The 20711-nt window shown below is 63.0% G+C and carries 18 protein-coding genes; 4 read left to right on the forward strand and 14 right to left on the reverse strand.

Annotated features, from left to right (window positions below):
- Positions 1–35: 35 nt before the first annotated feature.
- From BSZ35_RS09430 to dnaX, 4 genes are all read right to left on the reverse strand, one after another.
- On the reverse strand, positions 36–1238 hold the full coding sequence (locus tag BSZ35_RS09430; RefSeq protein WP_105012199.1) for a saccharopine dehydrogenase C-terminal domain-containing protein: 1203 nt from the start codon (positions 1236–1238) through the stop codon (positions 36–38).
- 246 nt (positions 1239–1484) lie between these two features.
- Positions 1485–2210, reverse strand: coding sequence for a recombination mediator RecR (locus BSZ35_RS09435; protein ID WP_105012200.1), 726 nt, complete (start codon positions 2208–2210; stop codon positions 1485–1487).
- Between the two features lie 133 nt (positions 2211–2343).
- Positions 2344–2691 (reverse strand): YbaB/EbfC family nucleoid-associated protein, encoded by a 348-nt coding sequence (locus BSZ35_RS09440; protein ID WP_258096172.1) that lies wholly within the window; start codon positions 2689–2691, stop codon positions 2344–2346.
- A gap of 264 nt (positions 2692–2955) precedes the next feature.
- Positions 2956–5058 (reverse strand): DNA polymerase III subunit gamma/tau, encoded by a 2103-nt coding sequence (gene dnaX / locus BSZ35_RS09445; RefSeq protein ID WP_105012201.1) that lies wholly within the window; start codon positions 5056–5058, stop codon positions 2956–2958.
- Between the two features lie 493 nt (positions 5059–5551).
- On the opposite strand from dnaX, the gene BSZ35_RS09450 reads away from it, so the two are divergent.
- Positions 5552–6772 (forward strand): hypothetical protein, encoded by a 1221-nt coding sequence (locus BSZ35_RS09450; RefSeq protein ID WP_105012202.1) that lies wholly within the window; start codon positions 5552–5554, stop codon positions 6770–6772.
- 190 nt (positions 6773–6962) lie between these two features.
- Here the strand turns inward: BSZ35_RS09450 and BSZ35_RS09455 are convergent, their stop codons facing one another.
- The 8 genes from BSZ35_RS09455 to BSZ35_RS09490 all read right to left on the reverse strand — a co-directional run bounded on the left by BSZ35_RS09455 (position 6963) and on the right by BSZ35_RS09490 (position 14301).
- A complete protein-coding gene (locus tag BSZ35_RS09455; protein WP_105012203.1) occupies positions 6963–8030 on the reverse strand; it encodes a serine hydrolase domain-containing protein in 1068 nt (355 codons plus the stop codon).
- Between the two features lie 153 nt (positions 8031–8183).
- Positions 8184–9200, reverse strand: coding sequence for an NAD-dependent epimerase/dehydratase family protein (locus BSZ35_RS09460; RefSeq protein WP_105012204.1), 1017 nt, complete (start codon positions 9198–9200; stop codon positions 8184–8186).
- A 54-nt stretch (positions 9201–9254) separates the two neighbouring features.
- Complete coding sequence (locus BSZ35_RS09465) at positions 9255–10049, reverse strand: glucose 1-dehydrogenase (protein ID WP_105012205.1); 795 nt, start codon at positions 10047–10049, stop codon at positions 9255–9257.
- Positions 10050–10101: 52 nt separating this feature from the next.
- Complete coding sequence (locus tag BSZ35_RS09470) at positions 10102–10461, reverse strand: AraC family transcriptional regulator (protein WP_181149267.1); 360 nt, start codon at positions 10459–10461, stop codon at positions 10102–10104.
- Positions 10462–10716: 255 nt separating this feature from the next.
- A complete protein-coding gene (locus BSZ35_RS09475) occupies positions 10717–11193 on the reverse strand; it encodes a DUF6653 family protein (RefSeq protein ID WP_105012207.1) in 477 nt (158 codons plus the stop codon).
- Positions 11194–11330: 137 nt separating this feature from the next.
- Positions 11331–12182, reverse strand: a complete 852-nt coding sequence (locus BSZ35_RS09480; RefSeq protein ID WP_181149268.1) for an alpha/beta fold hydrolase — start codon at positions 12180–12182, stop codon at positions 11331–11333.
- Positions 12183–12222: 40 nt separating this feature from the next.
- Positions 12223–12774, reverse strand: a complete 552-nt coding sequence (locus tag BSZ35_RS09485) for a TetR/AcrR family transcriptional regulator (protein ID WP_105012209.1) — start codon at positions 12772–12774, stop codon at positions 12223–12225.
- A gap of 408 nt (positions 12775–13182) precedes the next feature.
- Positions 13183–14301: a trypsin-like peptidase domain-containing protein gene (locus BSZ35_RS09490; protein ID WP_181149269.1), complete on the reverse strand. Its 1119-nt coding sequence runs from the start codon at positions 14299–14301 to the stop codon at positions 13183–13185.
- 325 nt (positions 14302–14626) lie between these two features.
- On the opposite strand from BSZ35_RS09490, the gene BSZ35_RS09495 reads away from it, so the two are divergent.
- A complete protein-coding gene (locus BSZ35_RS09495) occupies positions 14627–15817 on the forward strand; it encodes a histidine kinase (protein WP_258096173.1) in 1191 nt (396 codons plus the stop codon).
- 24 nt (positions 15818–15841) lie between these two features.
- On the forward strand, positions 15842–16672 hold the full coding sequence (locus BSZ35_RS09500) for a LytTR family DNA-binding domain-containing protein (protein WP_105012211.1): 831 nt from the start codon (positions 15842–15844) through the stop codon (positions 16670–16672).
- A 162-nt stretch (positions 16673–16834) separates the two neighbouring features.
- Here the strand turns inward: BSZ35_RS09500 and BSZ35_RS09505 are convergent, their stop codons facing one another.
- Both BSZ35_RS09505 and BSZ35_RS09510 read right to left on the reverse strand, forming a co-directional pair.
- A complete protein-coding gene (locus tag BSZ35_RS09505) occupies positions 16835–18316 on the reverse strand; it encodes an FAD-binding domain-containing protein (RefSeq protein WP_258096174.1) in 1482 nt (493 codons plus the stop codon).
- Between the two features lie 82 nt (positions 18317–18398).
- On the reverse strand, positions 18399–18836 hold the full coding sequence (locus BSZ35_RS09510; RefSeq protein WP_105012213.1) for an NUDIX domain-containing protein: 438 nt from the start codon (positions 18834–18836) through the stop codon (positions 18399–18401).
- Positions 18837–19019: 183 nt separating this feature from the next.
- Here BSZ35_RS09510 and BSZ35_RS09515 point away from each other — a divergent pair, with 183 nt between their 5' ends.
- Positions 19020–20603, forward strand: coding sequence for a hydantoinase B/oxoprolinase family protein (locus BSZ35_RS09515; RefSeq protein ID WP_105012214.1), 1584 nt, complete (start codon positions 19020–19022; stop codon positions 20601–20603).
- Positions 20604–20711 lie beyond the last annotated feature (108 nt).

Here is a 20711-nt window from a genome sequence, read left to right on the forward strand (position 1 = left end):
GTATTGCGCCCCTTTTCGGCCCCGGGCACGCGTCCCTACACGTGCTCTTCTTCAAGGGAACGCTTCGCAGTAATCTCCCGAAAGCCGTCGTGGCGTTCGTGACGAATATTGAGCCCACGCTGGGCCACTTCGTCGAGGAAACGCTCACGCGGCAACACATTTTCGGGCACGTCGGCACCGCCCCCGGTTACCGCGCCCTCCCGGGCTAGAAGCAAAGCCGATACAACGGTGGGAATGGCAGTGCAGCGCATCACGGCAGACTGGTGGGACTCCTCGTTGTAGCGCTCCACCATTTCGTACACGATGGTCGTCGGCGCTCCCTCCCGCTCGCCCCGCACGAGCACACGCAGGAGCACTGCATCCTCATGGTTGCCCCCAAGCCGCTCGCGCATGCGCCGAACGAGGATGTCGCGGTAGGTGAGGTGCGTGCGCACACCGATCTTCCGGTCCTCGCCTAGTCCAAGTCCCATGAGGAAGCGCATCTGGTGCGCGTGGCCGGGCCATCGGATGGTCTTGTGATCGAGTTCATTGACGCGTCCGGCCAGGGTATCGGTGAGCGTGGAGAGGCCGCCCTGCGTGCAGAAGGCCTCCATCGTACCGAAGGGCGCCTCCTCGAAATGAATCTCCTCGTCCCGCGACAGAGAATCGACCTCCACTACCGTCCCATTCTCAATAAGCTTCGCCGGATTGGTGTAATCGTCCAGTATTCGCTCGGCCGACCACGAAATTCGAAAGTTGAAGGGCGGCTCCGGATCTAAGGGCACGTCCCCAACCCGCAGGTGCGCCGCCTCTGCTCGATCGAGCTGGTCGAGGGCCCGCAGACACAGAATGTTGATGAGCCCCGGGGCAAGTCCGCAGTTGGGCACGATCCACACCGACTTCTCGCGGGCCTCGTCTGCCAGTTGAAGCTGCCTCTGCACGTGTTCATCGATGCCGCCGAGATCACAAAAGTGCACGCCCGCATCGAGGCAGAGCTTGGCGAGGTCCGGATTCAACTCCGCCGGCACACAGCTGATGACGCAGTCGCTCCCCTTCACAATTTGGGAGAGGACCGTCATATCCCGCGCGTCGACCTGGAACGAACGGAGAAACTGGCTGTCGACCTCCTCGTGGAGCTGCTGGAGAGCGCGGGAGCGGGTATCGCACACCTGCACCTGATCCACCTCATCGGTGCGACGGCACAGTTCGCGCACGACGGCCCCCCCGATTGAACCTGCGCCAATAACCGTGATTCTCATAATGTCGGAAGGATCTATCCGGTTGAAAATAGTGCTCAGTCAAGCTGAACGTGCTGAGCGTCGCCTCATACAGCGGCCGCCCATTGCCGCCGGCAAGATGAATGCGTCCAGACGGAGGGGCTGAAACGTGACGAAGCACACGTGCAGCCTTCTTCCCGTCCTCAGTTCAAACCGCAAGGCGCGTTCGTCCCCTCTTCACGTACTGCTCTCGTCTCACCCGCTGGAATCAGAGCCGCCTCTGCTCTACTACGTGCTCCCCTCGTCCTCCACTCCCCCTCGGCCCTCCAGGGCCCGAGACAGAGTAGCCTCATCTGCGTATTCGAGATCTCCCCCGATGGGAAGCCCCCGGGCAATCCGCGTGACCTGCACGTCGAACGGCTCTAAGAGCTGAGAGATGTAGTAGGCCGTCGTATCGCCCTCCACATTGGGATTGACGGCGAGAATCACCTCGTCGACCTGCGCGTCGCCCTCGGTTGCCTCCTCCGAAGCGACTCCATTTGGGGACCCGGCAGAGGCCTTTGCCTCTGAGGCTGCGTTGGGATCGTCCTCCGCCGCCGTATCGCTGAACGACGGGTCGATGCGACTCGCCAGTTCGTGAACGCGCAAATCATCCGGCCCCACCCCATCGAGCGGCGAAATGACGCCGCCCAGGACGTGGTACACGCCCCGGTATTCCCCAGTCCGTTCAATGGCCAACAGATCGCTGGACTCCTCCACGACACAGATGGTGGAGTGGTCGCGCTTCTCGGACCGACAGATGGGGCAGGGATCCTCGTCGGCCACAACGAAACAGGTGGAGCAGCGCTGCACTCGTTCCTTCACAGCCATCAGGGCATCCGAAATGGCCTCCACCTCCTCGCGCGGCATCTTCAACACGTAGTTGGCCAGTCGCCGCGCCGTCTTTGTCCCAATGGTGGGCAGCTTCGAAAACTGCTCCACCAGGGCTTCGACCGACTCCGAGGTAAACTGCATCGGAATGTGAAGTTTGGAATTCGGAGTTCGGAATGTGGATTTCGGAATGTGGAAGCAATTGTCGGGCGGTTACGGCTGTTCTCAAATCGAACCGCTCCCCCCTCCACACTCCCCACTCCGCATTCCCCATTCGCTAGAGGCCGAGCTGGCTCAGGTCCATTCCCGGCGGCAGCATGCCTCCCATCGACTCCTTCATTTGCTCTTGCGCCATGTCCGACGCATCCTCAAGGGCCTTGTTCACCCCGGCAATCACCAGGTCTTCCAGCAGCTCCAGGTCGTCCGGATCCACCGCTTCCGGGTCAATCTCAATGCCGGTAATCTTCTGATTGCCGTTGGCGGTGACTTTTACCATGCCGCCGCCGGCCTCCGCCGTCACGGTTTCGTCCTCCAGTCCTTCCTGGGCGGCGTTCATCTTTTCCTGCATCTCCATCATTTTGCCGAACATGTCCGACATGTTCATGCCTCCGGGTCCGTTAGCCATAAGTTTGGTCGTGGTCTCGTACCAAAAAAGAATCGATTCGTGAAATCGCCGGGGAGCTTTCATCCCCCAGTGGGTCATCTATGCAATCTCCCGACCCATACCTCCCAATCTCGCCCTCCGAAGCACAACGGGCCGCGCCGGATGGGCAGAGAAGATCCTCAGGAACTTGGATCGTAGATCGGTAGCTCCAACGTACAAAGCGAACGGGCGATCCCTTTCCCGCGAACCCAACGTTTTCCGTATTTTAACGCGCAGGGTCGGGGACTACCACACCGGCTCGGCCCCGAACTCCTCAAAGAGCACGTCCAGTGCGGAATACGTATCCCGGAGCTCCTGCAATTGCTCGCGCGGACTCATCGGATCGCCGGACTCATTCGTCGTCTCCGGATCGGGGGAGGACGTCTCCACGACGAACCGAAGCTCCTCTACGGCAACGTCGAATGTGTCGGTGAGACGCTCCAACAAGAAGTTGTGTTCGTCGCGGAGCGAATCGCGGTGGAAGGATTTGGGAACCGCAACGGTGAGCTCCGTTCCCATCATTTCGATCGGCTCGGCCTCTCCGAGAAGCGAACCGAGCCGAATGCGCTCCTCCTTGACGGCGTCCACGAACTGCGGCCACTCCTGTACCAGTCCGTCCACGCTCGTCCCGGACGCCTCAACGGTGGGTTCAGCCACGGCAGCCTGTGGGCCAGCCCCGGCTCCTCCACTGGACGCAGAGGACCCGCCCTGCGCGTCCGTCGGGCCGTCGCCGGAAGCCCCATCGCCCCCAGACGCGCTCTTGTCGAGGGCGGGACTGCCAAACAAGTCGTCGTACCCAACGCTGGACTCATCGTCGGACTCGTCCATGCTGGCATCGTCGTCCGTCGAGGAAGACGATCCCGAGTCCTCGGCCGCCGATTCCTCTGGGGAGGAGGGCGCGCGCTCCGCCTCTTCGCCTTCCGATTCCTCCGGCGTCGCCTCCGCAGAACCGGACGAGGAGGAGCGGGACGCGGCGTCGTCCGTCTTTGTTGCGGGCTTGGAAGAATCGGTCTGGGCCGGAGAGTCGTCTTCGGAAGGAGACTCTTCGGTGGGGGGCTCGTACGATGATGCCGGTTCAGACGCCGTGTCCGCGGTCGCCTGCGGCTCGTCGTGCGATGCCGACGCAGCGTCCGACCCGCCCTCTACGTGACCCTCGGGAATCGATTCGGGAAGCTCTCCCGACTCGGCCAGTCGTTCCAGTCGATCGATTTTTTGAATGACTTCGCGCAGGTCGGCCGCCCGGCGCATCTGAGCCATCTTGAGAAGGGTCGTCTCCAGCTTGAGGCGCGGCTGCGGACTATTCTTCACGTCGTCCTCCGCTTCTCCTGCGGCCGTCAGCAAGCGTAGCAGATCGGCCTCGCCGAAGCGCTCGGCCTCTTCCCCATACTGGCGACGTGTGCTCTCCGCCACGCCCTCCAACGCCTCCCCGCCTAGCGAGTGCGCCACCAGCAGGTTGCGCAAGTGCTCAGCCAGCCCCACCAGAAACTCTTGCAGGTCGTACCCGCTGCGAACGACGTGCCTTACAAGCTCCAGCACGCCGGCGGTGTCCTGCGTGGCCACATGCTCGGTGAGGTCAAAGTAGAGGTCCTGATCGACGACCCCCATCGCCTGGGCGAGCTCGCTGTATTCGAGCGTCGACCCGCACAGCGAGATGGCCTGATCGAAGGCCGAGAGGGCATCCCGAAGCGCTCCGTCGCCCTTCCGGGCCAGCAGCATGAGGCTTTCTTCGTCCGCCTCAATTCCTTCTTCGTCACAGACCTCGCGCAGCCGATCTACGATGTCGGGCACCGGAATGCGGCGGAAGTCGAAGCGCTGACACCGCGAGAGAATGGTGGGCAGTACCTTGTGCGGCTCCGTGGTCGCAAAAATGAAGAGAGCGTGGGGCGGCGGCTCCTCCAGCGTCTTCAGCAGGGCATTGAACGCCTGCTTCGACAGCATGTGGACCTCGTCGAGAATGTACACCTTCTTCTGGTCGCCCTGCGGCGGAATGCGCACCTTCTCACGCAGCTCGCGCACATCGTCGACCTTGTTGTTGGAGGCCGCGTCCATCTCGAACACGTTGAGGCTGCGCCCCTCCTCGAAGGAGGTGCACGAGTCGCACTCACAGCAGGGCTCGGCGCCGTCCTCTCGCTCCTCCCGCGGCGTCTCGCAGTTGATGGCCTTCGCCAAAATCCGAGCCGAGGTCGTTTTCCCCACCCCACGCGGCCCACTGAAGAGGTAGGCGTGCGCAAGCCGGTCAAGCTTAATTGCGTTCTTGAGCGTATCGGCCACGTGCTCCTGCGCAACCAGCTCTTTGAAGAGCGACGGCCGGTACTTGCGCGCGGTAACGAGGTAGTCCCGATCGGCCATAGCGACTGCAACGACGGACGTGTGGAAGAGGCGAGGCCCAACTCGGGCCGTAAGTGCATCGCAAGGGACTGTTCTTTGGAGGTGTCCCCTACATTTTCGAATTCAATATAGCACCGAACACCGGGGGGAATCAACTTTGCCGTCCATCCCGTGGGGCGATTGTACGTTAAAATCCAAGCTGTCCGTCCCCCCGCCCAAAAACAAAAACCGCAACGGAACGTCCGGGACGATTCTCTTTCAGCTTCGATCCGGACGATGGGCGCTCGCCAGCCATTGGCCGACGGAGTCGATCAGAATCTACGTGGACATGAACACAGGCGATTTGCCCGGCGCCCCCGGCTTGAGAATCATCCGGCCGCAGACGGACTCCGACGTCAAACGAACGTGCGATTGACCGTCCCTTCAATCATTGACATTCCTCACGCCTGAATCCTTCCTTTTGGAAAGTATACCACTTTCCCGTTTCAGCGTCACCGCTGCACTTTCCCTCAACATGATTGCATGTCGTCTCATCTTTTTTCTGTCCTTTGGGATGTGCCTTCTGCTCGGGGGCTGTTCTGAGGAATCTTCTCCCCCATCGTCCTCGCCCCCCTCCGATGCCACCCCGACGGTCGTTGGCCTCACCGGCGATGCCGCTTTTCCCCAAACGAGCGACGCCCTGAATGAACGGCTGTTTCCCCTTGTCAAGTATGAGAACGGGACCTTTCAGGACCTGTCCCTCCAAAGGGACACCACTCGTCAAGGGGGAACAACACACGTCACGTGGAGAGACTCCACCCTGGCGCAGCGCACCCGGTATTTCATTGATGCGCCCCCTCGACTCCTCACGGCCCAGACGATCGGCCTGCGGACGTCTCCCGTCCACACTGCTCCTTTCATCAACGGCAGGGTGACCGACTCTCTTTCGCCCCCGCCGGCGCATTCGCGCCTTGATGTGGGCAGCCACGGGGGCATTGCCATCAGTTTGCCTCCGGACTCGATCGTTGCCCCCAGCACCTGGATTCCGAAAGCCGATACCATACTCACAGACGCCGAGCGCACGGCCATAGCGACCTATGTCGGTCGCCAACTTCTGTCTCCCATCACGGACGCCAAAAAAACCGGACACCCGATCCCTTCGCGGCGGCGATCCGTCCTGACCCGACACATACAGTCCGGCCTTTCCCCCGCTGCTTCTCCGCCGAACACTCCCTCCTCCCATCCAAGGCCGATCTCGAACCTGAGCATCGACGTCGCCTCTGGCCAGTTTGATACGGACGACGCAACCGACTACCTCGTCGTCGTGAACCACGAGTACAACGCCGTATGGCACGTCAACAGGCGTGGCCAAGCCGACTCCATTCACACCGCGAAGCGGACGTCTCCCTGTCCCTGCGACCGCCCCTTCCACGAGGAAGACGATGTCTTCAGCACTCGCAGCGATTCCACGCTGACGAACTTCGGCCTGGATCCCGATACGACCGAGCGGGCCTGCCTACACGGCGGCACACAGGCCGCTGCCTTTTTCGGCGACATCTCGGGCACGCAATGGCGTCCCCACGATGCGACCATAACGACCACCGAGTGGCACACGTCCCTGTCGCACGTGCTCCGCCTCGATGGATCCTTCGTGCTCCTCTTCCACGGGCGCGGATACGAGGGACGGTGGTGGAAACTGTTCCGGCACGACGACAAAGCCTTCACCCCTGTCACTACGGTTTCTCTGGGCACCTGACCCCAGAGACTGTTCTGATGTCACACGATGGCAGTTCAGGCAGAGCGCGACGACTGCAGATCGTCGCGATCCAACGGGGCGCCTTCTGAGCAACGGACGGCCCTCCACTCCCTGCGAAATTTCTCGTCGATTCTCAACCCGCTCAAAAATCAACATACCAGTCTCTAAGGAAAAAACGTCCGTCTCCGGACTACTTCAGGTACAGCTCCGCGATCTCTTTCGTCGGCGTGAAAACGTCGAACCCCGCCCGGTTGGTGAGAAGGATCACCGTGAGATCGTCGTCCGGGTAGTGCATGAACGCAGCCTTGCCGCCGCCCGAATGCCACACGCGCCGGTGACCGTCCTGCGCATCTACCGTCCACCCGATGCCGTAGCCCTCGACGGCGTCGATCGTCGTCTCCTCGAACGGCACCGAGGTCCACATCTGCTCGCGGGACTCTGCTGCAAGGAGCCGCCCCCCCGAGAGCGCCTGTGCAAAGCGTGCAAGGTCCCCAGTCGTACTGAAGAGCCCCGCCGCCGTGGGAATGTAATATTCGTAGGCCTCCGCGAAGTCGAACGCCGCGTAGTCCTCCCGATACGGTGTGGCGAGACGGCTTGAATCGGGCACCGGCTGCCCAACGAAGAACGTGTATTCCATGTCGGCAGGCGCAAAGATGTGCTCCTGGGCGAACGCCTCCCAGGATTGCCCCGAAACACGCTCAATGATGCGCCGCACAATCTCGAAGCCGGTCTGGTTGTAGCGCCAGGTCGTCGTGCTCGTGTCCCGAAGCGGCTTCTGCCGCACGGCCTGCCACGCCGCGTCCATCGTCCCCCCGCCGCGGAGATCGCCGGTCTGCGGATCGACAAGCGACGGCAGCCCCGACGTGTGAGACATCGCCTGCCGGATGGTCACGCCCCGCCACGCGTCCGGAAGCGACGGCAGATACGTGTGTACGGAATCGGCAAGGGCCAACGCATCCTCCTGTACTAGCCTCATGACGGCAGTGCCGGCCACAATCTTCGTAGCGGAGGCGAGCTGGAACATGGTCGAGTCAGTCACCGCGCGCTCGGTGGCCCGATCGGACACACCGTAGTTGAGCTGTTGGACGATCTCGCCGTTCTGTACAACGGCGACGGACGCCCCGGGCACGTCGTGTTCGCTGCGGGCCTGATTGACGATCGATGCAATCACGTCGGCTCGCTCTTCTGGGGTCTCGGGGGGGGAGCAGCCCGAAAGTAGAACAGCAACCACGAGTAGAACAAGGGAAAAGCGGGTCATCGGGAAAGGCGTGGAAAGTCGAAAGCAAGTGTGCGGCAGGCAAACGAACGCAGGCGACGTGTGACGCGCTGTACCCTTAACGGGACGATGCCGTCGAAAGGTACGCGACTGTCGCGTTTCCGCCAACCCTTCACGTGGGCGACACGCCGGAGGCTAGGCCCATCGTTTCCACACGGCATTTTCAGCCTCATAATCAGGATCAGGCATTTCGTCCTCGTCCCAGTGGTCCCGCTCCCATTCGACAGTCCGACGAAGCGCTTCTGTTTTCGTTACGGGAGGCTCGTATTCGAGCTCGGCACGCATCCGACGGGTGTCGGTGGCCAGTTCATACCGCCAATCGCCCGGCCCCTGCAGATGCTCGGGCAGTTCTTTCGAGGGCACCGGCACCACGTCGCCGCACCATCCAACGACCCGCGCCAGTCGGTGTATTCGCTCGACCGTCGTTGGCGTTTCGACCTCGCCGACGTTGTAGATGCAGCTGTCCGCGCGTCCGTCCGCCGCAGCACAGGCAATGGCCGCCGCCACGTTCTCAACGTACCCGTGCGTCCACCGCCAGTCGGCCTCCCCCTCGTCCATCAGAATGGCCGGACGATCGTCGTCCATGCGGCGGAGGTGGCGCACAAGGCGATGCTGCGTATCCCCCGGCCCGTAGACGGCGGGAAGACGAAGCACGGTCCCTGCAAGATTCGGTGCCCTCATCACAACGCGCTCGACCAGAATTTTCTCGTAGTCCCTGGCATAGTCAAAGCCGAGCCCCTCGTGGCCGCGGTACGGATAGAGCTTCTCGCGCAGCGGGGCCTCTTCGTCCAGCGGCACAGGATCCGGATCGTGATCGCTCACACCGCGCCAGCCGTCGTAGTTACGATACACGTCGCTGCTGCTCACGACAACGAGACGATCGGTAATGTCCCCGAACACATCAACCACCCGCTGCGCGTGCGCCTCGGTGTAGGGCACCACGTCGATGACGACGTCCGGGCTCTCCTGCTCGAATGCGTCTCTGTGCTCTGCCAGGGCATTTCGGTCGCCGTGAAGATGTCGAACGGACTCAGGCAGGTCGGCGTCCGTCTCTCCCCGGTGGAAGACGACAATCTCGTGGTCCTTCCGGACGAGTTGATGCACGAGAGGCGTCCCGATGAAGCCGGTGGCACCGATGACGAGAATTCTCATGGCGACGCGTGATTTGTGATGCGCGATGGAGGCGGCCCGCCTCGCTTCGACCGATCAGCGCACCGCACAGGTCGTTCCGCCATCGACGATCATCGAGTGGCCGTGGACGTAGGTAGCGGCGCCGGAGGCGAGCCAGAGCACGGCCTGAGCCGCTTCCTCGGGCGTCCCGATACGACCCACGGCACTACGATCCGCATACTGTTGATGAACGGCGTCCACGTCGGTGCCCTGCGCATCGGCCGCCTGCTGCATCACAGTCTGCAGCATGGGGGTGTCGAAAGCCCCCGGCACGAGTGCATTGACGCGGAGGCCCTGGGGGGCATACTCCTGTGCTGCCGATTTGGTGAGGGACAGCACCCCAGCCTTACAGGCCGAGTAGATCGATCCCCCGGGCGCTCCACCCAAGCCATTGACACTGGATACGTTGACGATGGTCCCGCCCGACTCGTCCTTGGAGAGCATTTGCTGGATCTGATGCTTCATTCCCACCCAGACCCCGCGCAGTGCTACGTCAACAGTAGCGTCGAATTCCTCCAGGTCAAACGCATGCGTCGGCTTGCCTGTCCCCGTTCGGCCCGCGGCGTTGTTCACCGCCACGTCGAGCCCCCCATACGTCGCCACGGTCTGCTCCACAAGACTCGCGATCTGCGTGGGCTTCCCTACGTCGACCTGAACGAAGGTTACCTCGCCGTCGATAAACTGAGCGACCGAGCCTCCACGATCGACATCACGGGCAGCAATCACGACCGACGCCCCATGTTCGGCAAAGGCCTCGGCAACGGCGCGACCGATGCCGGAGGTTCCTCCTGTAACGAGGACGACGTGATCCGAGTAGTCGTAGGTAGGCATAAGTTTGCCTCTGCTGTTAGGAATTGTACCTCCTGCCGCCCCGTCGGCGTGCTCAGTCGGCCTGCTCGCGAAACGCCCCCGGGGGCTGACCCTCAAGACGCTTAAAGGTGCGTGTGAGATGGGCCTGATCGTAGAAGCCGGCGTCGATCGCAATCGTTGCAATTGGGCGATCCGTCTCAGCGAGCAAGCGCCTAGCCTTCTGAACGCGCGCCTCCATCACATAGCGCCAGGGCGTCACGTCGGCTGCAGCCTTGAATCGCCGCACGAGCGATGACGGACTCACGTCGGCGACCGCCGCCATGCGATCGAGCGACAGGTCTGCGGCCAGGTGCTCGTCGACGAACGTTTGGACCTGCCCGACCACGGGGTTGGGCGCCGCTTCGTCGGCCGCAGAGGAACCGGCAACGGGCATCGTGACTCGGGGGCTAGCCCGAACCCCGGCATCGCGGAGCACGCGATTCAATGACGCGAGAAACGTCCGATGCGATACTCTGGAAACCGAGTGAGTTGGACGCGACTGTGTGGATGTCATAACCAATTGGGGGTCGATGGATGATTGCACGTACGGATCGAACGTCTGCGGCTCGCCCACAAGGTGAATCACACGCCGTGCGGTGTCTTGTAAAATCGACGCACGGTTGTGCCCCCCTACTTGAGCTCCTCCCGTTCACGGATGGGTATCCTCGTACAGCCAGACCATCCGGTCCAGGTACCAGAGCTTGCTGGCGTAAACGAGCGCGGTCCCGAACACCGTGGGCCAAATCGACAGTTGCACGACGCCCCAGATCACGAACAGCGTGCCGACGCCGTTGACCCCATTCAGCACATTCGGCACGACCCGGTGATGCTCGGGCACAGGATTCTCGTCGCGGTTCGTCCACACGCGCTCGCCAAGGACCGACTTTGAGGCCCAGTGGTCGAACGAGTGAGGGCGTCCAAAGAGGCGCGGATTGAACCACGTCCACAGCAGGGCCGCCGCGCCGGGCACCAGCGCCCACCATCCGATCCACACCCGGCTCCAGGCGGCCAGAATGAGCAGCGGCAGCACCGTGGTACGGCTCCACACGCTCCAGGGATTCGCGTGGCGTGCCCACGTATCGTCGTCCATTCGGAAGAGCGAGGCAATGCGCTTGCCGACAGTCATGAGACGAGAAGAGTCAGCGAGAAACGAGAGGTGAGAGCCGCCCTCCCCCCCAGATACCGGACTCACAACCGATACAGTTATGGGCTCCTCCCTGGTCCCCGTGCTCACCGAGCGCCCCGCCCCACACTCGGAGCGGATTACAGAAACGACCGAAGAGCAACCTGCACGGCATCCGGCACTTCCTCCTGCGGCAGATGACCCGCGTCCGGGAAGGTCTTCGTCTCGGCCGTCTCGAAGAGCGCCTGCCAGCGCGCAAGGGCCTCCAGGCCGAAGCCCGGATCCTGCTCGCCCCACAACAGAAGCGCCGGAATCGAGCGCAGTCCGTCGCGCTGCTCCCAAAGCGACGCGTACCAGTCGTCTGCCCCGACCAGATCCCGCGCAAACAGCCACGGAGCGTGCCGCGTGTCCGGCGTGGGAAAGGGCCGCTGATAGTGCGCGTGTACTTCGGCGGAAAGGGCCTGATTCGTGAGGGCCGGCAGCATCACGTCCGGCGAGAAATTCCAGTGCGTGTAGACCCAACGTCCGAGGCGCGTCCCAAAGAAACGGCTCGCCCAACGCGTGGCCGTATTCTCAAGCGGCCACATCCACGTATTCAAGAGCACGAGACGATCGATCTCCTCCGGATGGTTAAGGGCGTAGGACAAGCCAATCGGGCCGCCAAAGTCGTGCACGATCAACGTGAATCGATCCAGCTTCAGATGGTCGAGAAGGGCGCGAAGGTGATGGGCCTGTTGGGGCGGCGCCACGGCCTCCGTTTGCGGTTTGTCCGAAAGGCCGAAGCCGAGCAGGTCGGGCGCGATCACGCGATGGTCCTGCCGCAAATCGTCAATGAGGCGACGATAAAGGAAGGACCACGTCGGCGTGCCATGCACGAGCACTACCACGGGCCCCTTGCCTACATCAACGTAGTGCATCCGGCCGGCGCCGACGTCGAAGAAAGAGGAGGGAAACGGATATGCCGATCGGTCCAGCCAGTCGGGAGCAGTCATCAAGGTGGGGGGAGTGAGAAAAACAGAAAGGACGGACTCATCAAGCCGCGGGAGAGAAGCGGCCGATGATTTGCTCGATGACATTGTCGAGCGGGTAGGATTCCGGATCACGAACGTAGTGCTGCCCCACCCCGTCGAGGGTGGCGAAGAGGAGACGAGCGCTTACGTCAGGCGCTTCGTCGTCCAGCGATACGAAGAGGGATCGGAGCCGAGCGTGGATCTCGTCGTACAGTCCGTCGAGCGTATCCCCAACCGCAGCCACCGCCTCGGGCTGCTGGCGCAGGCTGTAGAGCAGCTGCCAGAAGGCCCGGTGCGTGCGTACGGTGTCTAGGCAGGCAGTGACGAAGTGCCGGACCTGCTCCCCCGGAGGCCCATCGGGCTCGAGCTCGGAGAACGTCGTCTCGACCTGAGCCCTCCCCTCTTCCACAATCACACGAAGCAGATCCTCCTTTCCCGAGAAATAGTTGTAGGCCAGTCCGAGGGACACGTCCGCCGCCTCCGCAATGGCGCGCATGGAGGTGGCCTCGTAGCCGCGCCGGGCGAAGAGGCTGCGGGCAGCATCGCGGATGTCGGTGGCACGATCGGTTGGCATCGATACAAGCCTCCAGCATGCGGAATGAACGTTCGTTCAACACTTAGATCCTCCGCTGGCGTCTCTGGTTCCCACACCGTCAGCACGGGGTTACCGATGCCCCCCGTCAAGGATGCATCAGAAGCGCCGTTGAACTGTGACGTTACGAGTTTAACCGCAGGGGCGACACACCCCGGCACTGGATTTACCGTCTTCTGCAAAGGTCAATATTCTCTGTGTAGCGTCGTTGGATCCAACGGCGCTACACAAGGGCATCCATCACGTCCGGTGGACAATCTCGGAATCCTATAGTCCAACGACGCTACAACGGGGCCATCTCCCTCGTCCGGCGGATAATTTTGCAATCCTACACTCCAACGGCGCTACGGAATCCTGCTTCCTACCGGAATAGAGCTTCCGGAGTTGGTATCACTCCCGCCGTCCGATGGTCAGCTGAATCTCACGGGGCTCCCCGTCTCGGAGAACGCGCATGCGCAGTGTATCGCCGGGCCGGAAGTCGTAGATGCGGGCGATGTAGTCCTCCCGCGTCTCGATGGGCGTGCCCTCAATTTCAGTAATCACATCGTAGATCTGAAGGCCGGCCGCCGCAGCGGGCGACCCAAAATCGAAGTCGTGCACGAGCACCCCGCCGCTGCGCTTCAAATTGAGCGCACGGGCAATGCGGGGCGTGACCGACACCGTGGCGAGCCCCGTGTAGTACGACCGATCGACCGCGCCCCGGTCCCGGATCTCAGACACAATGCGGGCCGCGCGCTTGGCGGGCACAGCAAAGCCGAGTCCAATGGAGCCCCCGGACTCGCTATAGATGGCGGTGTTGACCCCAATCACCTTCCCCTCGGCATTTACGAGGGGACCGCCGGAATTGCCCTGATTGACGGCCGCGTCGGTCTGGATCATGTCGCGGTAGAGCCGTCCGTCACTCTCGGCGCGCAGGTCACGACCGGTGGCACTCACCACCCCCACCGAGACAGAGGGCTGCGAGGCCTCGAAGAGTCCGAATGGGTTGCCGAACGCAATGACCCACTCGCCGACGATCGGGGAGGAGGTCGTGTCGAATTCGACGTACGGCAGGGCCTCCTTCGGGTCCACCTTCAGCACGGCCAGATCGGTGGCCTCGTCGCTCCCCACTCGCGTGGCCGGCATGGAGCGCCCGTCGGGAAAAAGCACCTCAATCTCGTCCGCCGCTCCAATCACGTGCTCGTTCGTTACGACATATCCATCCGGCGACACAATGAAGCCGGATCCGGTCCCCTGCACTCGCTCCTCGCGATAGGGCGACTGGCGAAGAAAATAGCGGACATAGGCATCGTCGTAGGCGTCGAAGCGGGGATCGCGCACACGCTTCGTCTCCTCAACATTGATCGTAACGACCGATGGCGATACTGCTTGCACCGCCCGCGTGATGGCCGTCCGGCGCGACTGGGCCACTTCTACCGTGTCCGACGTGGACCGGGCGTTCTGTGCCACAACCCCTGCAGGCCCCACCACACTCATCGCGAAAACAACAAGGAGAATTCGAACACGCATATTGGACATTCCCTCTAGCAAGCTGATTTCATTTCAAGCGCTGTCTCCCTCTTGGACACCGACTGCCTCTCCCAATCGGCCGCCCGTCCCAAATTGAGAACCGCGGTCCAAGGCATGTTTTTCATAACGCAGGCGTGCCATTCGTCGCCTGCCTTGAACCCTGTGCACCTGTGCACTTCTATGAGAGAACTGCGTTCATCGAAAGACCCGTATCCGGAACTGCCGGCGCTATACGTGGATTTTGGGAAAACCTCGGAATACTTATTCCTCCTCCGGCCTCCGGTACGCCTCCTTCGCCTTCCCAACCCTCGTCTCCTTTGACGACGTGACTACGGAACGTTCAATCCCCAATTGGCCGAGCCGGTCCGAATGGGGCATTATTGTCGCCTTTTGGGGCACCTTTGCGCTCATCTCGATTGGCCAGGGATTCATTGGGGAACACGCGGGCCATTTTCACTGGACCGACGCCCTCGGCGATCTCCTCGAATACGGCGCCTGGACCCTCATTACCCCGTTCGTCTTCTGGTTCGTGGGAACCGTTCCCGTTATCGAGATGCTCTCCGACGACACGATGCGGGCCGTACGAAACGTGGGCCTGCACACGATAACGGGCCTCGCCACGGCCATTCTGGTCGACGTTAGTGAAGACCTCTTCGGGCTCCACATGGGCCCGTCTCCTCCCGGAGCCTCCGCCGGCTCTCCCCCCACCATCCTCCAGCAGATTCAAAACCTCTGGTTTCTGGACGAATTGGGGATCTATCTCATCGTGCTGATGGCCGGATTCGCCCGAATCTACTATCTACAGAAGAAGAAGCAACAAGAGGAGGCCGAGCGACTGGAGGAGCGGGCCGAATCGCTAGAGGCGCAGCTTACGGAGGCCCGGCTGGAGGCCCTCCGCATGCAGCTCAACCCTCACTTTCTCTTCAACACGCTGCATGCAGTAAGCACTCTTGTGGACCGCGACCCTAGCGGGGTGCGACGCATGATCGCTCGCCTCAGCGAGTTGTTGCGACACGTGCTCGACGAGGATGCACCGCAAGAGGTCCCCCTCTCTCAGGAACTCGACTTTTTGAACGACTACCTCGACATTCAAACCATTCGCTTTCAGGGGGAACTCGACACCGAGATCGACGTCCCCTCCGAGCTACACGAGGCACAGGTGCCGAATCTCATTCTCCAGCCCGTAGTTGAGAATGCCATCAAGCACGGGGCAAGCCAGGTCCGCGGCGTCGGTCGCATCGAAATTCACGGCCGACGGGAGGACGATCGGCTCGTGCTCTCGGTACGGGACAACGGGCCGGGACTGCCGCCTTCGCAGGAGGACGGGCTGGGGCTCCGAAACGTACGCGCCCGGCTGCAGGAACTCTACGGCGAGAATCAGTCCCTTCGCCTGGAATCAGATCCGGACAAGGGCACCCACGCGATCCTCGAGATTCCGTACCACTCCAGCACGGCCCTCTACACCGCCGAGGGCGAGTCGACTCTCACCGCCGCCTTGCCCTCCTCCGTCGAGTAGTCTTGCTCATTACGCAACCGGCCCATGCCTGCCTCCAACGTCCCGATTCGAACCCTCATTGTCGACGACGAACCGCTGGCCCGCGAGCGCCTGCGCGGCTTGCTGGACGACCGTTCGGACGTGCGCGTCGTCGGTGAAGCCGAGGATGGACTCGATGCGGCCGAAGCGATCCGCGAGCAGGAGCCCGACCTTGTCTTCCTTGACGTGCAAATGCCGGGAATGAACGGCATTGACGTGATCGAAGAGGTGGGACGGGAGCACATGCCGGTCACGGTTTTCGTGACGGCCTACGACCAGTACGCAATTAAGGCTTTCGACCTGGCCGCTGTCGATTATTTGCTCAAGCCGTTCGATGACGAGCGGTTCGAGCAGGCCTTTGCCCGAGCCCGTGACCGGATTGTGGACCAGGACGCCGATGCCATCTCACGCCGCCTACTGCGACTCCTTCAGGAGAAGGACCCCTCCCTCCTGGAAGAGGAGAAAGAAAAGACGTCGGACGAGCCGTACCTGGAACGAATTGCCGTGCAGGGACGCGGGAAGGCCCGGATCGTCTCGGTCGACGACATCACGCACATCACGGCCGACGGCTCCTACGCAGAGCTTCACACCGCAGACGGCACGCACGTCATTCGCGAGCGAATGAAGGCCCTTGCCTCCCGCCTCGACCCAGAGGAATTCGTGCGCGTGCACCGTTCGGCCATCGTTCATCTCGATGAGGTGGAAATGATTCTGCGGAGTGGTGGCGGCAACTATGCCGTGCGGCTCGAAGACGGGACGACCCTCAGTGTGAGTCGGGGGCGCATTGAAGAGTTACAGGACCGCCTCGGGGTGGATGTGGTGCAGCGGGATGGATAGGGGACTACCCCATTCGTGTGCAGTGACTTCGAGTCCCCTTCATCGATATAATCCCTGTTGAGAAGCGAAAGGCGAAGGGCGAACGACACCGTGCGGCCATTCGATACACGCCCCTCGCTCTTCGTCCCTCCCCTCTCGCCCTTCTCTCTTCGCCCCTCGCCACTACCCTCGGCTGCCGTGCCGCTCCAGGATGGTCTCGGCCTGTGTCTGAATCTCCGGCCGCTCGCGAAACGACCGAATCGTCTCTTGCGCGTGATGATAGGCCTCAAGATGATCGACGACCCGCTCGGGATAGTCGTCCCCAATCACACATCCCACGGCCTGCTGCTCGATGGGTGACATCTGCCAGGGCTCGTGGACGTAGGCATCGGTCTCCAGGTGAGATAGCTCCGGCACCCAGCGGCGAATGAACGTGCCTTCCGGGTCGTGCTCTTTGCCCTGCTTCACGGGATTATAGATGCGGATCTGGTTGATGCCGGTGGTGCCCGATTGCATTTGCACCTGCGGGTAGTGAATGCCGGGCACGTAATCGGCCATGAGGCCGCCGTAGGTGGGGGCGAAGCGGCGCCAGTCGAGCCAGCAGTCGTACGCGGCAAACGAGCACAGCATGGCCCGCATCCGGAAGTTGAGCCAGCCGGTGGTGCGGAGACAACGCATGCAGGCATCGACCATGGGAAATCCCGTCCGGCCGTGGAGCCACTGTTCGTAGAGGGCTGAATCCCAATCGTTCTTCCGGAGCGCGTCGAAGGCCGGAATGTAGCTCTCGTGCTCGATGCGAGGGGCATCCTCCAGCTTCTGTGTGAAGTGGCTGTGCCAGTGGAGGCGGCTGTCGAAGCTGTCAAGGGCTTGGCGCCAATCGGTGGCGGCCGGGTCGCGGCGCTCGTCCAGTTCGGCCCGCCGCTGTCGCAGCTCGTACACCACCCGTCGCAGGCTGATGGTGCCGAAGGCGAGGTGCACCGACATCCGCGAACAGGCCCTCTCTCCCGTAAGCGGGCTCGACATGGCACGCCGATAGTTCTGTCCCCGCTTGCGCAGAAAGGCGTCGAGCGTGCGGTGGGCCTCCGCCTCCCCGATCCGCTGAAGAGCAGTAGTGGACGGCCGCAGCCCGAGCTCGGCGTGCGAGGGCATCGGGCCCGGTTCTATGCCGTCCACCGGCGTCAGAGCATCCGGCGGATAAACGAGCGGGCGGCGCATGGCGTTCTCCCAGTGATTGGCCCAGTCGTCGCGGTCGTGCGGCCCCCGAACGACGCCCCGGCACGGGATTTCCGTGAAGCGAATGCCCTGCTCCTCGGCCCAGGCACGAACCCGACGGTCGCGCTCGAACGTCCGCCCGTTGCCGACTTCTTCGTGCGCCCAGAGCCTCAAGGGCCCGACCTGTCGTCGCAGCGCCTCCAGCACCTCCGGCATCTCGCCACAGCGCACCACGAGCGGCTGCCCCCGCTTTGCAAGACGGGCACGCAGTTCGATGAGGGCCTCGCGGATGAGCGTCCAGTGTCGTGAGCGGTAGTCGTCCGCCGCCGTAATCGACGGCTCGGCCACGTAGAGCGGCAGGACCGGTCCCCGCTCCGCGGCCCGGGCCAGCGGACGATGATCGTCCACCCGCAGATCCCGCTTGTACCAGACGACCTGGACCGGGTCGGGCATGGACGAGGCAGAGGCAGTTCGGACGAGCACCGGTACAGTTCTACCGCCCACCCCATCGCCCGATTCCATCGATTCGCACTCGTTACGGCATCGTCGACGCCCACCACGGTGCCTCTGCGGCCGATTCCCCGGCGAGAAGGGTGCGGAGCGGCGCCGGCTGAAGGTGGACCTCGCCGAGCGCATCCGCCGGGGCCCACGCGAACGAGAGGTAGCCCTCCTGCGCCGCCGGGGCCGTGCCGGACGGAAGCGCCGGGGCCTCCACGGCGAAGCAGTGGTTGAGCTCGTACTGCGGCTCCCCGTCCCGGTGCCACCGATGCTCCACGGCGCCCCGGTATGCCCCCACGATCGACTCCACACCCAACTCCTCCCGCAACTCGCGCCGGAGGCATCCCGTCAGTCCCTCGCCGTTCTCTACGTGCCCGCCCGGCAGAAAGGTGTGCGACTGCCCTTTCGCCTGAACGACGAGGACTCTATCGTCTCGGCGGATGACGGCGCGGGCAAGGAGGTGGGTAGTGGACATGTGAATGCGGACGGGAGTGAGAATGAACGGAAATATCGTGCTCTATCCGCAGGAGCGTGCCGTTCGTTCCCCCTTCGCCCTGGATTCACGCTTAAGAGCGTTTGGGGAAATGGCATTTCTTCTCTCCCTTCGCCTTCGCATCTTTCAGGCCCGCGAATCGCACACGCACACTTCCCGCTTCTTATGAGCGACGCCGATCCCATTTTGCTGGAGCTGTACCGCCACCGGTTCGAGGGCGTGGCCGATGAAATGGGCGGAACGCTCCAGCGTACCAGCTACTCGCCCAACATCAAGGAGCGTCTCGACTTCTCCTGTGCGGTCTTCGACGAGGAGGGCCGCCTCGTGGCGCAGGCCGCCCACATCCCCGTCCACCTCGGCGCCATGCCCGCCAGCGTGGCCGCCGCCCTGGAAAGCGTGGACGCCTGGGCCCCCGGCGACATCGTGATCCTCAACGACCCGTACGAGGGGGGCACGCACCTCCCGGACGTCACGATGGTCTCACCAGTCTTTGTGGCGAACAACGACACGCCAACATTCTTTGCGGCCAGCCGCGCACACCATGCCGACGTGGGGGGCATGACGCCGGGCTCGCTCCCGCTGGCGACAGAGCTGGTGCAGGAGGGCCTCGTCATTCCCCCGGTCAAGCTGTACGAAGAAGGCTCCCCAAACGAGAGCGTCCTGCGGCTCCTCCTCCGCAACGTCCGTACGCCGGAGGAGCGGCGCGGCGACCTGTCGGCCCAGCGCGCAGCTCACGCCGTGGGCGAGCGGCGCCTTCAGGATCTCGCGGCAACGCATGGCGCCGAAGAAGTCACGGCCTACGCCCATCATCTGCAGACCTACAGCGAGCGTAGAGTCCGTGCGGCCCTGGCCGAGTGGCCGAACGGCACCTATGCATTCGAGGACACGCTGGAGCTGGCCGACGACACGTCCGCCACGATTCGCGTCACTGCCATGATCGGGGAAACATCCGTGGCGTTTGATTTTGACGGAACGGATCCGGCGGACGATGGCAACCTGAACGCCGTGCTGCCCATCACCGAATCCGCCTGCTACTACGCGGTGCAGGGCCTCGTGGGCAGCGACATGCCGATGAATGCTGGGAGCCTCGTGCCCGTGTCGGTACACGCCCCTGAGGGATCCATCGTCAACGCCGATCCCCCACACGCGGTAGCCGGGGGCAACGTCGAAACCTCGCAGCGCATCGTGGACACGGTACTCGGCGCGCTCGCGGAGGCCCTTCCCACTCGGGTCCCTGCCGCCGGTCAGGGCACGATGAACAACGTTACGATTGGGGGGACTCGTGCGGACGGCTCCTCGTTTGCCTACTACGAAACGATTGGGGGCGGAATGGGCGCGAGTGCCGAAGCAGATGGCCTCAGCGGCGTGCACGTACACATGACGAACACGCTCAATACGCCCATTGAGGCACTGGAGCAGGCGTATCCGTTTCGGGTCGTCGCCTATCGGCTCCGCGACGGAAGCGGGGGCGGGGGCAAGCACCGAGGCGGCGACGGGCTCGTGCGGGAGTACGAGGTGCTGGTGCCCGTCACCGTGACCATGCTCAGCACGCGCCGAACGGAGGGACCGTGGGGACGCGACGGCGGTGACCCAGGCGCGCCCGGCCGCAACGTCCTCGTGCATCCCAACGGCCAGGAAGAGGTATTGCCCGCTCACTTCTCCCGGCGTCTTCCCGTGGGCAGCCGTCTCCGCATCGAAACGCCGGGCGGTGGGGGATTTGGGCAACCGTACGCTGGAAGCTCAAATTAGCCGACGACCGCTCGCATGCCGCTGCTCTTCCGGATGTGCGATGAGGGACGTGCGTGTGGGAGTGGGGAGGAGCCGTTGGTTCTGCTGAACTGTCCCCCATGTTGCCGG

The organism is Salinibacter sp. 10B (genome assembly GCF_002954405.1).
In the GTDB taxonomy this organism is placed as follows: domain Bacteria; phylum Bacteroidota; class Rhodothermia; order Rhodothermales; family Salinibacteraceae; genus Salinibacter.

Bases quoted from the DNA above. Each gene is read 5' to 3' on its own strand.
- BSZ35_RS09430 (WP_105012199.1), bottom strand. From the start codon at position 1,238: ATGAGAATCACGGTTATTGGCGCAGGTTCAATCGGGGGGGCCGTCGTG.
- BSZ35_RS09435 (WP_105012200.1), bottom strand. From the start codon at position 2,210: ATGCAGTTTACCTCGGAGTCGGTCGAAGCCCTGGTGGAGCAGTTTTCG.
- BSZ35_RS09440 (WP_258096172.1), bottom strand. From the start codon at position 2,691: ATGGCTAACGGACCCGGAGGCATGAACATGTCGGACATGTTCGGCAAA.
- dnaX (WP_105012201.1), bottom strand. From the start codon at position 5,058: ATGGCCGATCGGGACTACCTCGTTACCGCGCGCAAGTACCGGCCGTCG.
- BSZ35_RS09450 (WP_105012202.1), top strand. From the start codon at position 5,552: ATGATTGCATGTCGTCTCATCTTTTTTCTGTCCTTTGGGATGTGCCTT.
- BSZ35_RS09455 (WP_105012203.1), bottom strand. From the start codon at position 8,030: ATGACCCGCTTTTCCCTTGTTCTACTCGTGGTTGCTGTTCTACTTTCG.
- BSZ35_RS09460 (WP_105012204.1), bottom strand. From the start codon at position 9,200: ATGAGAATTCTCGTCATCGGTGCCACCGGCTTCATCGGGACGCCTCTC.
- BSZ35_RS09465 (WP_105012205.1), bottom strand. From the start codon at position 10,049: ATGCCTACCTACGACTACTCGGATCACGTCGTCCTCGTTACAGGAGGA.
- BSZ35_RS09470 (WP_181149267.1), bottom strand. From the start codon at position 10,461: ATGCCCGTTGCCGGTTCCTCTGCGGCCGACGAAGCGGCGCCCAACCCC.
- BSZ35_RS09475 (WP_105012207.1), bottom strand. From the start codon at position 11,193: ATGACTGTCGGCAAGCGCATTGCCTCGCTCTTCCGAATGGACGACGAT.
- BSZ35_RS09480 (WP_181149268.1), bottom strand. From the start codon at position 12,182: ATGACTGCTCCCGACTGGCTGGACCGATCGGCATATCCGTTTCCCTCC.
- BSZ35_RS09485 (WP_105012209.1), bottom strand. From the start codon at position 12,774: ATGCCAACCGATCGTGCCACCGACATCCGCGATGCTGCCCGCAGCCTC.
- BSZ35_RS09490 (WP_181149269.1), bottom strand. From the start codon at position 14,301: ATGCGTGTTCGAATTCTCCTTGTTGTTTTCGCGATGAGTGTGGTGGGG.
- BSZ35_RS09500 (WP_105012211.1), top strand. From the start codon at position 15,842: ATGCCTGCCTCCAACGTCCCGATTCGAACCCTCATTGTCGACGACGAA.
- BSZ35_RS09505 (WP_258096174.1), bottom strand. From the start codon at position 18,316: ATGCCCGACCCGGTCCAGGTCGTCTGGTACAAGCGGGATCTGCGGGTG.
- BSZ35_RS09510 (WP_105012213.1), bottom strand. From the start codon at position 18,836: ATGTCCACTACCCACCTCCTTGCCCGCGCCGTCATCCGCCGAGACGAT.
- BSZ35_RS09515 (WP_105012214.1), top strand. From the start codon at position 19,020: ATGAGCGACGCCGATCCCATTTTGCTGGAGCTGTACCGCCACCGGTTC.